The 12067-nt window shown below is 36.3% G+C and carries 9 protein-coding genes; 7 read left to right on the top strand and 2 right to left on the bottom strand.

Translation table 11 applies throughout. The annotated features are described in order from the left end of the window. Positions 1-138 precede the first annotated feature (138 nt). The 7 genes from M1D52_RS18925 to M1D52_RS18895 all read left to right on the top strand — a co-directional run bounded on the left by M1D52_RS18925 (position 139) and on the right by M1D52_RS18895 (position 9385). Positions 139-987: a glycosyltransferase family 2 protein gene (locus M1D52_RS18925; RefSeq protein WP_437393279.1), complete on the top strand. Its 849-nt coding sequence runs from the start codon at positions 139-141 to the stop codon at positions 985-987. 130 nt (positions 988-1117) lie between these two features. After that, positions 1118-1945, top strand: coding sequence for a glycosyltransferase family 2 protein (locus M1D52_RS18920; protein WP_437393280.1), 828 nt, complete (start codon positions 1118-1120; stop codon positions 1943-1945). A gap of 218 nt (positions 1946-2163) precedes the next feature. Next, positions 2164-3270 (top strand): glycosyltransferase family 2 protein, encoded by a 1107-nt coding sequence (locus tag M1D52_RS18915; protein ID WP_437393281.1) that lies wholly within the window; start codon positions 2164-2166, stop codon positions 3268-3270. A gap of 35 nt (positions 3271-3305) precedes the next feature. Then, positions 3306-4475 carry a glycosyltransferase gene (locus tag M1D52_RS18910; protein WP_437393283.1) on the top strand — a complete coding sequence of 390 codons (1170 nt, stop codon included), beginning with the start codon at positions 3306-3308 and terminating at the stop codon, positions 4473-4475. 112 nt (positions 4476-4587) lie between these two features. Next, the gene (locus M1D52_RS18905; protein ID WP_437393284.1) at positions 4588-5580 is read left to right on the top strand and encodes a glycosyltransferase; all 993 of its coding nucleotides are present in this window, start codon (positions 4588-4590) and stop codon (positions 5578-5580) included. Between the two features lie 4 nt (positions 5581-5584). Then, positions 5585-6502, top strand: a complete 918-nt coding sequence (locus M1D52_RS18900) for a glycosyltransferase family 2 protein (RefSeq protein ID WP_437393285.1) — start codon at positions 5585-5587, stop codon at positions 6500-6502. 663 nt (positions 6503-7165) lie between these two features. Further along, positions 7166-9385 (top strand): glycosyltransferase, encoded by a 2220-nt coding sequence (locus tag M1D52_RS18895; protein WP_437393286.1) that lies wholly within the window; start codon positions 7166-7168, stop codon positions 9383-9385. Here M1D52_RS18895 and M1D52_RS18890 read toward each other — a convergent pair. Further along, entirely contained in the window at positions 9378-10283 is a 906-nt protein-coding gene (locus M1D52_RS18890) for a glycosyltransferase (protein ID WP_013665714.1), read from the bottom strand. The two genes, M1D52_RS18895 and M1D52_RS18890, sit on opposite strands and share 8 nt — an antisense overlap. 365 nt (positions 10284-10648) lie before the next feature. After that, positions 10649-11671, bottom strand: coding sequence for a glycosyltransferase family protein (locus M1D52_RS18885; protein WP_437393287.1), 1023 nt, complete (start codon positions 11669-11671; stop codon positions 10649-10651). Positions 11672-12067: the final 396 nt, after the last annotated feature.

Below are 12067 nucleotides of genomic sequence, written 5' to 3'. Positions count from 1 at the left end.
ATAGTTGAGTTAACCTGCTCAATAGCAAAATAAGCGTGTTAATCGCATTATTTATCGTTTATAAAAGCTTTTGACAGCAGTGTAGCAACTTGGTAGCATTTTCGTTTAGTACTTTAGCAAGAGCGTTATACTTAGATTATGGAGCAAAAAAAGCCGACGACATCCTTAATAATATCAACATACAATTGGCCGGAGGCTTTAAGTTTGTCGCTTAAAAGCGTATTGGCGCAAAAGGTTTTACCGAATGAAGTCATTATTGCGGACGATGGGTCTGCTGTACATACGAAAGAGCTGATTGATATGTTTAAGACTAGGTTTCCTATTCCGATAAAACATATTTGGCATGAAGATAAAGGGTTTAGGAGAACAGTCATTTTGAATAAAGCGATTGCTGAATCGGAAGGGAATTACATTATTCAAATTGACGGAGATGTGATTCTTCATCCTTGCTTTGTGAAAGATCATATAGAGGCGGCCCAAAACGACTACTTTATAAAAGGAAGCAGAGCTCAAATCAGCAAGAATAAATCTTTGGAGATACTGGACAGCAGCCAAATTTCATTTCATCCATTTAGCCGGGGGATAAAACATCGGTTTAACGCTTTACGGTTACCTTTTTTCTCCTTTTTAATTAAAACCGACCCATCAAATCCAAACATTCGAGGATGTAATATGGCGTTTTGGCGTTCGGACTTTATACAGGTGAATGGCTATGATAATACAATAGAAGGCTGGGGGCATGAAGATATAGAATTGGCCGCAAGATTGATTAATATTAATAAAAGAAAAAAGCATTTGAAGCTTGCTGCTGTTTGTTATCACATCTATCATGAAGTAGCTTCGAGGGCAAAGGAAAAAGATAATCATCTTTTTTTTGAAAAGACTATTGCACAAGGGCGGAAGCAAGCTGAAAACGGATATCGGGAAATAGCCTTGATGGAAAAAGTCAGGTTGACTCACGGAATACCGGAAGCGGAGCAAAGTTGAAATAAAACTGAATATTCCCACTATAAAAAATGGCATGATAAATGACTTAATACACAGTAATATTTTTAATGTAGCATTAGTTGGCTGATGTCCGTTTAGTGTTTACTGTTGGTTAAGTAAGACAGAAAATATGTACCCATCCGTTTCGTTAATTATTTCAACATACAATTGGCCTCAGGCATTGAACCTCTGTTTAAAGAGCGTTCGGAAGCAATCTTACATGCCAAATGAGATCATCATTGCTGATGACGGGTCTCGTAAAGAAACCAAAATTTTAATCGATTCTTTTAAAAAGAAGCTTAAAAATATTTCTATACATCATGTATGGCATGAAGATGAGGGATTCAGAAAATCACTCATCTTAAACAAAGCCATTAAAGTTGCATCAAGCGATTACATCGTTCAGATTGATGGAGATGTAATCCTTGACAAGCACTTTATAAAGGATCATTTAAGCGTGATGGAGAAGCGGACCTTCGTTAGGGGCACCCGTGCACATATAAAGGAAGAACTATTGCCTGCTGTTTTTGACGAAGAGCGGATTCATTTTTCTTGTTTCAATAAGGGTGTTAAGAACAGGTTTAACGCCTTTAGGATTCCTTTTTTGGCTTGGCTTTTTACAAAGAAAAGAAATTCTTCGAAAAGCGTTAGAGGGTCTAATCTCGCCTTTTGGAAAGCTGATTTTATTACGGTAAACGGCTATGATAACGATCTGCAGGGATGGGGGCACGAAGATGAAGAGCTGGCTGCACGGTTGGTAAATAGCGGAGTAATGAAAAAGAAGCTGAAATTAAAAGCGGTGCAATTTCATTTAACCCACCGCCTGGCTGCCCGTACTAATGAAGAAAAGCATGGGTTTTCGTTGAGAAATACATTACAGAGGAATATACAGCAGTGCAAAAATGGGTATCATGAGGTACACCCTGTTCCTCATGGCCAACAGTTTGAATTGGCATAAGTTGTCTTAGTAAATTAATTCTATATCGGTAATCTATTCTGATATAAAATAACATTCTGGAGGCACCGGAGCGATTGCATTCCCTTTATACACAATGTGATTTATTGGCTATGCCGGGGAATTTGTCTAGGTTTGTAACCTTAAACTTAAAATAGCTTTTAAAGAGTCAGCTTGATAATCAATTTGTCGGTTTAAAGGCGACTATTGGAAAAATATACATGTTGAAAAGCATAGACGTTATCGTACCTTCGTTTAGGGTACAGAAAGAATATATTTTGCCGATTATCCAATTAATACGGCCCGAAGGTGTTGCCGTCCGATTTTACATCATAGTAGATAATCCTGCGATTTCGATAAATGAGGAACTGCTGCAAGCTGTAGACGATAACGAGGTTTATTTGATCATAAACGAAAAAAACCTGGGTGCGTCCCTAACCCGAAATAAAGGAATAGATAGCGGGAGTGGAGACTGGATTTTATTTCTTGACGACGATATTAAGATAGAACCAAACTTGCTATGCATATATCAGGACGCGATCAATAGAAATCCGGAAGAAATCGGATTTATTGGCTTGGTTACCCTTCCTCCGGCAGATTCCGCTTTTACCAAAGCAACCATGGCCAGCGGGTCCGCTGATATTTTCAGTATAGCCTCTGTTAAAGATTCTTATACCTGGGGAGCAACGGCTAATATTGCTATAAAAAGGGAGGCATTGGGACCTATCCGTTTTAATGAAGCTTACCCAAAAGGGGGAGGAGGAGAAGATGTTGATTTTTTTCTTCGATTCAGAGCGCGGAATAATTTTAAAAATCTGAAAACATTGGCCGAGGCACAAGTATGGCATCCGTGGTGGAACAATGGAGAACCAAACTTCAAAAGGTCTTACCGGTACGGGAACGGCGCAGCATTTCTAATGCATCTCCATCCCCAATATACAAGATATGATTTTCCTACTACCCCGGAAAGCCTGTTTTTTCTTTTAATAGGGCTTGCGGTTAGCGGATTGCTTTTTCCTGAATATCTGGACACAATAGGTATTGCAATTCCGGGAGTGGTTTTAATAGAAGCGATTGCGAGTTATTTCTATTTGCGGCGTAGCTATAGAAAGCCATCTATAGCCATGATATACTACTCGGCAACGATGAAAATCTATTACGATTCCGGCGTTTTGTTCAAAAACTTGTCGCAAGGTTTCTGGACGGGTTTGTTTAGGCACTTCAATTATAGTGGTACCCGAAAAAAAAATCATTTTATTCAATTCAATCGGTACAAGCTTGTTAAGCTAATACTTTTCGTGGTTTTAGTGATTTGTCTGATATGGTAGGTCTTATATTGAGAGTTCTTAGATAGCTATAGAAAATGAAGAAAGTTCTGTATTTTTTTCCTCAAAACTTGATGAAAAGTAATGCGGGTAATCTTACTCGTGCTTGGACCCTACTCAATTATTTTAGGTATAAAAAGTTTTCGGTTGACTATGTGTATAGTGCTGATTTTTGGAGTACAGGAACCTTGTCCCACGACGAGATCGATAAGCTGTTAAAAAATAGTTCTGTTAAGCATGTATTCAAATTAGAGAAAAAACCAAAAAGCTGGTTGTCTCCTCACTATTGGGCTAAATATAAGTTTCATAGGCTCTATAGGGATATTTTTAAGCATAAAGAACTTCCGAATTTTGTAAATCCATACAATAAAAAGCGAGTAAAGGAGATATTAAAGGACAATAAATATGACTACATCGTTATAAGCTATGCCTATTGGGCTGATTTTGCAAAAAATAAAGAGCTGTTTAACGGAGCTAAATTGTTCATCGATACACATGATTTTCTTACAGCACAGGAGCAAGATGTAGGGGATATCGGAAAGATGTTCAAAGAAGAGATGAGAAGACTGGATCTATTTGATGAAATCTGGACGCTTTCTGTGGAGGAAAGATATTTGTTCAGCCAGTTTTGCAAAAGCCGGATACGGTATGTCCCTATGACATTAGCGGGCAATTATACTTCATCAAAATCAGATAAAGTTTTCGATTTAATATACGTAGCAGGAGATAGTCACCATAATATAAGAGCCGCGAATTGGTTTTTCGCTGAGGTTTTTCCAAAACTAGCTGATTCAGTTTCCATATGTGTAATCGGAAAAATTGTTGATTTTGTTCCAGATCTAAAAGAGATTCAAAAATTTAGGTTTGTGCAAGATTTAAATGATTATTATGTTCGTTCGAGATTATCGGTGTGTCCGATGTTAAGTGGTACCGGAGTAAAAGTAAAGGTCCTAGAAGCGCTTTCAAATGGCATTCCTGTGGTCTGCTCCCCTAGAGGAGCAGATGGCTTAATAAACAAAGCCGACAATGGCTGTTTGATTGCCGATAATGCGGAGCAATTTGTTCAACATATTTCATCAGTTTTGAATGATGTGGATTTATATCGGGAGTTAAATGGTCAAGCAATTAGGTATTTTAAAAGGAACCATGAAACCGGGGTTCTTTATTCAATATTAGATGATGCTTTTGACGTTAATACAACGATATAATAGTGACATGAAAATCTTTCTATGTAATTTCCTTTATATCACACGAAAGAGGTATTTGAACGGGTATTTAATGATGCTTTTTTCAGAAGGATGATCAAGAATAAAATTAAATATGAATATAGATTACTCTATTGTTATTTGCAGTTATAACCCGGACAGCCGATTGCTTTCTAGGTGTCTAAATGCAGTAAGTCAATTAAAGAAGGGTGCAACAGAACATGAAGTTATCTTAGTAGACAACAACAGCGCACCAAGATTGGAGGAGTTAGATATTGTTAGTGAACATGCAAAACGGATTACAAACTTCAACATTATTCGTGAAGAGCAACCTGGGCTCCTTCACGCACGCGTAGCAGGGATTAAACATGCACGAGGACATTTCATTGTTTTTTTTGATGATGATAACGAGCCGGAGCATACGTATTTAGAGCAATTAACCATTCTTGAACAACAATATCCCCATGTCGGTGCTTGGGGGCCGGGCAAGGTACAGGTTCGTTTTATTGATGATATTGACACGTCGTTCAAATCAATAGCAGAAGAGTTATTCCAAAAACGTGATGAAAAGTTTATTGCCTATGCTTGTCAAAGAAGATGGCAGCCTTGCTATCCTTTTGGGACAGGCCTGTGCATAAAAAAGCGGCATGCTGAAAAGTATGTCGAGCTTATCGGAAGTAGACAGTTAACGTTGACAGGGAGGTTTGGAACGACACTTTCCAGTGGAGACGATACTCAATTGGTGCTTTGCACTATCTTGAATAATGAAGCCGCAGGCATTGCTCCTAACCTAAAAATTGGTCATATTATACCAAAAAAGCGGACGAGCGTAACTTATCTTAAAAATCTAATGGTCGGTACCCGTATCTGTTATGATGTAAGTATAAAGCAGATTTTTGCGGAGCATCCAATTTATTCTGGGAAGAAAATTCCCAGCGATAATTATATCCGTTTTAAGGTGTTAAAGAAGATTTTAAAAGCGAAACTAACCCATAGTTTTGAAAAGAAATTAAAGGTGATAGAAGATTTGGCTATGATTGCAGGGGCATACATAGCGGAAGGAAGACCAGCTCCCTTTGATATGAATGAAGTGATTAAGAAAATATAAAAGTATGCCCAAAGTATCTGTCATCATTCCCAATTATAATCATGGGAAATACCTGAGAAAGCGTATTGACAGCGTTTTGAACCAAACTTTTCGAGATTTCGAAATGATTATTCTAGATGATGCATCAACCGATGGTAGTAAAGAAATTATAGAAGATTACCGTGGACATGGAAAAATAAAAACGATTATTTACAATCAAAAAAATTCGGGAAACCCTTTTCACCAATGGCATAAGGGCATTATGCATGCCAAGGGCCAATACATTTGGATAGCGGAAAGCGATGATTGGTGTGATGATCATATGCTCCAATATCTAATCGATGGTATCGAAGGAGACGAAAAATGTACGATAAGTTATTGTCAATCATATTGCATTGATGGCAACAATCAGATCAGGTGGCGGTCAAATTATCCTAAACTAGCAGATATCGTTGACGGAATAACCTTCATTAACCAACATATGATTTCCATAAATACGATTTTTAATGCGAGTATGGCGATATGGCGACGAGAAATTTACGATCAAATTTCGCACGACTTTCAGGAATTTCGATTTGCAGGAGATAAGCTGTTTTGGATACGATTGGCCGCAAAGGGAAAAGTATCCATAAATGGCCGATTAATGAATTACTTTAGAAAGCATGATGCAGACGTAAGTGGTAAGGCAATTCAATCGGGCTTGGGTTATTTAGAAGATATGCGCATACTAAATATCATGTATATTGAAGACATGATAGATAAAAATACTTATTATAAAGGATTTAAAAAGTTTTTTCGAGAATATTGGCAAAATCGACACACAATTAGCAGCGAGTTGATGCCTCACTTAAAAAAAATATTTTCCCACCCGTTAACTTCGAAGGATGTGTATTACAAAGCGTGGTTAAGTGCCGTTTGGAGAAAAATACAGAGGAAATATTGATTATTTAGATATATTGAACCAATTGAAATCAAGATTGTCTAATCGGCATCACTTAAATGCGGTTTTTCTTCAAAGGTTTACTCAATTTAGTGAGAGAAGCATTTTTATTTATTTTATTCTTCCCTAGACATCGTTTTGCTTAGAAATAGTAAAAAACAGATGAGAAAAGATATTTCAGTTACGGTAAGTGTTATATGCAAAATTCCGATTTGAAGCAAAAAGGAGTCAATTACCTACTGATCTACAATTTCATAACGTTGTGGCTAACAGGGGGGCTTAAGAAATATAAATAAATTTTATCAGATATGTATAAAGAAACAAAAAATAATTTGCGAATATCTCGTTAGCAAATAAAAGCAATTTAATAAAGATGTGTTCTTTTCCGTAGAGATGATCGTTATAAAACGAGAATTGAACTCCGCATTATAAAAAGGCATTGTTGTTCGCTACAGAAAGCTTCGGTGTTGACATTTAAGCTTATGAGAATCAACTTTCTTTTGGATGTCATCATTGGGATAAACAAAGAGATTTTGGTCTCCCATATTTCTGAAATATGGGGGTTAAGATCTAGGCGGAATTGAGATTGTTCGTTGTTGACAACGATTTATAAGAATAGGTAATAAAATCCCTTTCATTTTTTGTTAATAATAAAATTAGGGCATTATGAGCTCAAAAAAGTTTACTCGTTGGATAGATAGAGAGAATTACAAAGTTAGCCTCAAGATAGCAAGTAGTTACTATTCTAGGAAAGAAAACGGGGAAAGTCCTCCATACGATAGCTTGAAATTTTGGAAACATGTATTGAAAAGACTTTTTTTTGTTTTTATAACGCTTTTTCGATTTAACAAAAATCCTTATGCTGTGTATCGAAATAAAAGCTTTTCAAAAAAGATTAAGCGTATGGTAGGCATTGATAAAATGGAGTTTACCGATTTGTTAAATTATAAAAACGAATTTAAATCGCTAGAATTTCCTGTTTTTGATCACCCCGTTGTTAGTATCGTGATATGTGTTCATAATCAGATTAGGTATACTTATAATTGTCTCGCTTCTGTTTTAATGAACACTACTAATGTCGATTATGAAGTGATTGTGGTAGATGACTATTCTTCCGATAGTTCTTTAGAGGTACTAAAGCTGATTGAAAATATCAAACTTATTATAAATGAGGAGAATTTGGGCTTTTTAAAATCCAGCAATCGGGGAGCTTCTTATGCTAGTGGCCAATACATATGCTTTTTAAATAATGATACACAGGTTCGGACTGGATGGTTGAGCGCATTGCTAGCAACTTTTGATTTAAATGAACATGTAGGTCTTGTAGGAGCTAAGCTTGTTTATCCCTATGGACTTATACAAGAAGCAGGAGGGATTGTGAACTATAAAGGCGAACCCGCTAATTATGGGAAATTTGAAGCAGTTAGCGATTTGAAATATAACTATCTTCGGGAGACCGACTACTGTTCAGGAGCATGTATATTGCTCCTTCTTAGGGATTTTAATCAATTAGGTGGTTTTAGTGAAGAGTACGCTCCGGCGTATTATGAGGATACGGATCTATGTTTTGCAATTCGTTATATTTTGAAGAAGAGGGTGTATTATCAACCATTAGCGGAGGTCGTTCATTATGAAGGGGTAAGTTCTGGTAAGGTTAAAACAGTAGGTAATGTTAAAAGATTTCAAGAAATAAATGCGAAGACATTTAAAGAAAAGTGGCAAAATGTCTTTTCGACGTTTAATTTGGTTGATAACTTTAGGGAAATAGCTGATAAATTCCTGTCTTCACAGAAAACTATTCTGTTCATTGAACCTCTACTACCTTTGTACGACAAGGATTCAGGATCTAGGCGGATATTTGAAATAATAAAAATTTGCTTGGATCTAAAGTATCGTATTATTTTTTTGCCTGAATTTGATTCTAAAACGGAACCGTATTATTCTCGATTAACCAACATGGGAGTATGGGTCTTAACTAGAATTTTTCCCGAGCAGTCACTTAAAAAAAAACTTTTATCCATTGTTGGAAAGATTGATGTAGCTTGGGTTTGCCGTCCATCTTTAAATGAGTATTATCAAGATCTATTTGAGAGGCAAAACATTTTCTGGATATATGACACAGTCGATCTGCATTTTTTACGACTAGAACGAGAATTGGAGCTAAAAAATACGGATAAAGAGGAGGCGGCCAAGGAAGTGAGGCTGATTAAAGAAAAGGAAATTGAGTTAGCTAAGGCTGCCGATTTGACTTTAGTTGTAACTCCCAACGAGGCCTCCATTTTAAAGGATAATGGGATTAAGACAATTGAAGTTATACCTAACATTCATGTTCCTAAACAGTTTCATTTTTTGGAATTTGAACACAGAAGCGATCTTTGTTTTATAGGAGGTTATCGTCATCAACCGAATGTCGATGCCGCGATATGGCTCGTCAACGAAATCATGCCCTTAATATGGACACGATATCCAGATATAAAACTTAATTTACTGGGTAGTTATCCTCCTGAGGAGGTTGTTGAGCTACAATCTGATCGAGTATATGTGCCTGGTTATTTGCCGGATGTTTCAACTTTTTTTATAACTAATCGAGTTTTTGTTGCTCCCTTACGGTATGGAGCTGGAATGAAAGGGAAAATTGGTCAGAGTTTAGAATACGGTTTACCCGTAGTAACTACAACAATAGGAGCAGAGGGTATGAATTTGGAAAACGGGAAAAATGTTTTAATTGCGGATGATGCGGATAACTTCGCTAAAAAAGTGATCGATATTTATACCGATGAAGTGTTGTGGAATGAGGTTGCTATGCATTCGATGGAAGCAATTGAAGAATATACACCGGAGCGCGTCCGCGAAAAACTTTACAAACTTTTTTCTCGTACTAACTAATCAGCTTGCTTCCTCTGCTTTTAAATAATCTAGTAAGACTTTGTCTATAAGTCCTAAAGTTTATTTTTTCCTTCAGAAACAGGCGGGTGGTGAGCTTAAAAATGAGAAAAGGAGGTAGATTTGAATTGGTGGGAAACTTGATTAAGATATCGTCTTTTAATGCTTGCATATCCCTTGAAATCAGTTCGGAGCCAACATTTTCCTCCATATTTAACGGTAGATTCCCACACCATTTAGTGTGTACTTTGAGTGTCTCTCTAAGCCAAATATGGTTGAAATTTCCTTTGGAGAAATGTTTCATTAAAACCTCAAAGGTTACGTAGAGGAAATGATGTTGATTAATCGACATCGATATATCGATATCGTATCCATGGAAATGTTTTAGTCTTTTTTCATCAAATGGATATTTTAAAATAGTTTTTTTTCTGGTACATAACCACACTCCATCCAAACAAGCAACGCGACTCATTTTTTCATGATATGGATTATAGTAGTCGTGTATTTCTTTTTCTAAACGATCAGAACTTACCTGCTTAATATTGATCCTCCAGGTATTGTTCCCAAAAGATGCATACGGTGGAAACCAGCTGGAAGGGGTTAGCGATTTATAAGTGCTTCCTGCGACCCCTAGCAACCCGATATCGGTTGTTTTTTCAAAGATCTCTACAACTTTCTTACCCCAATCTGTTGTTTCGATGAGGACATCTTCGTGCATAAAGCATAGCAATTCGTATTGTGCTTTTTGGGTTCCTTTATTGTAGATTTCGCAAATCCCTTTTTTGCCATCACTGTTTTCGAAGGCTAGGATTTCATAAGGCACTCCAATAGTTTCTCTAATATTGACAGATACTTGATTAAGTAGTTGTTCGTTGGCCGACGCAATAATAATAGAAATCACTTTTTTAATTTTACAAGACCAATATACACTTTTTTAGTGTTTCTGTTCTTTTTTTAAAGGGTATAGATTTCGGTGAAATGGACTACATGATGATATATCGACAGATTGCTTGATCTAGTAAACGCTGCTGAAGTTGTTGAGCTTATTTAAGTACTTCATCAGGTATATTGGCTTTAAGATAGATCTTTTCACCCAAGAGTTGACGTTTAAAACAGATGAAAACGATATATTTTCTAAATGAAATTCCCAATGAGGAATTAAAGTGTCTAGGGGCGATTGATCCTTGTTTGTTAGATCTTTACAATTACGAGCAATCCTTTGGAAGTTTTTGGATATGGTTGAGGACTTTTAGGTAAGCCCAATATTTAATATGTTTTATTAAAGTATGTCCACTTCGTTGCATTATATATCCTTTTATAGAAAAAAGCGCGCTTGACGAGCTTGGCGTTGTTTGTGAATCTTTTCCATTTATTCAAACGATTTCGCCACGTTAAATAATCAGTCATAAGTAATAGATTACGGGCCATATCATGAGCATTTAAGGCTGATAAGGCGATTTCCCTAAGTCGTTCTCCGTCTTTGGGATCGTATTTCTCCATTTCCCGTATTAATTCTGTTTCTTTGTACTGCCTGTTCAAATACCGACCAGAACAGTTCTTTGTGATATATTTCCAAAAATTTTCTGGACGTAAATAACCGTCTGCTCTATTTCCATTATATCCTCTATTATCATATATTAGACAAGGTCTTCCACATGCCATGGCATCATAGATGGATCTTCCAATTCCTACGACCAAATCAAAGCGGTTAATTACTTTTTCCACTTCAATAATTGGGTTTTTATGCTTATTATAGGAGGAAAAGTCTAAACCCTTAGACGTGCAGATCTCCTTTAATGCGATGTTCGCTTTTTCACTTTGACATAATGAAAGCACTCTTTTTAGTTTGCGACTAGGCGAAGTTATCGGCCTTTTAGACTGTATATCTATTCCATTTAATATTACCTCATTTTGATAACCTAATTCATTTAGATGTAATGATACCTCCTCCGAAATCGCCACATGAAAATCTGCAAGAGGAGAGGGTTGCTCAAGTTCGGGTAACACGCCATGACAGATCTGTATGATTGGAGCTCTCGAAAACAGTTCTCTTACAGTAGAGTTATGATTAGCAAAAATTAGATCATATTTCTTTTTTGACATAAAAGGAATTTTTAACTCTCCTTCTATTTTATCAGAAATCAATCCCTTATCAAAAGTGAAATATTCTACCTCTATACCCGCTAGCTCACTCAGCGCTTTAATTAAATCGTATGTATAAAGTTCAGAGCCACCTACGCTTTCCAAATGATTTGTCGCTATTAAGATTTTTTTTACGTCTTTTCCCATAACTTTTGTAGATGTTAATAGGAAGTGTAATGTTGTTTTTATATCATGACTTAAATAAAAAACGAAGGAATATGTTCTATGATACAGTTTGGATGTAACTTTTTTGTTGTTTGATTTATTGGGTTATGCGTGACTGAATCAAATATGCGTACTGTTCTAATTATTTGTCCCTCTTTCTTCAAAAAAGGGGACGTTCGTGATTTATGTTCTAGTTGTGCCTTTTGCGTACTGACTTTATAACAGTAAATGGTTATAAATAATGATTTGAACGGATTGGACGATGAAAATATAGCGCTAGCTGCCAGATTGGTTAATACAGCCTATTAAAAACGTAAAGCTTAAAGCTGTTTGCTGTCCTTTGGATTACAAAATTAATGTAAAAAATGATGAATGAGG

Source organism: Olivibacter sp. SA151 (assembly GCF_054130995.1).
The sequence above is the reverse complement of the archived record's forward strand: the minus strand, read 5'-3'. Positions and strand labels throughout refer to the sequence as shown.

Bases quoted from the DNA above. Each gene is read 5' to 3' on its own strand.
- M1D52_RS18925 (WP_437393279.1), top strand. From the start codon at position 139: ATGGAGCAAAAAAAGCCGACGACATCCTTAATAATATCAACATACAAT.
- M1D52_RS18920 (WP_437393280.1), top strand. From the start codon at position 1,118: ATGTACCCATCCGTTTCGTTAATTATTTCAACATACAATTGGCCTCAG.
- M1D52_RS18915 (WP_437393281.1), top strand. From the start codon at position 2,164: ATGTTGAAAAGCATAGACGTTATCGTACCTTCGTTTAGGGTACAGAAA.
- M1D52_RS18910 (WP_437393283.1), top strand. From the start codon at position 3,306: ATGAAGAAAGTTCTGTATTTTTTTCCTCAAAACTTGATGAAAAGTAAT.
- M1D52_RS18905 (WP_437393284.1), top strand. From the start codon at position 4,588: ATGAATATAGATTACTCTATTGTTATTTGCAGTTATAACCCGGACAGC.
- M1D52_RS18900 (WP_437393285.1), top strand. From the start codon at position 5,585: ATGCCCAAAGTATCTGTCATCATTCCCAATTATAATCATGGGAAATAC.
- M1D52_RS18895 (WP_437393286.1), top strand. From the start codon at position 7,166: ATGAGCTCAAAAAAGTTTACTCGTTGGATAGATAGAGAGAATTACAAA.
- M1D52_RS18885 (WP_437393287.1), bottom strand. From the start codon at position 11,671: ATGGGAAAAGACGTAAAAAAAATCTTAATAGCGACAAATCATTTGGAA.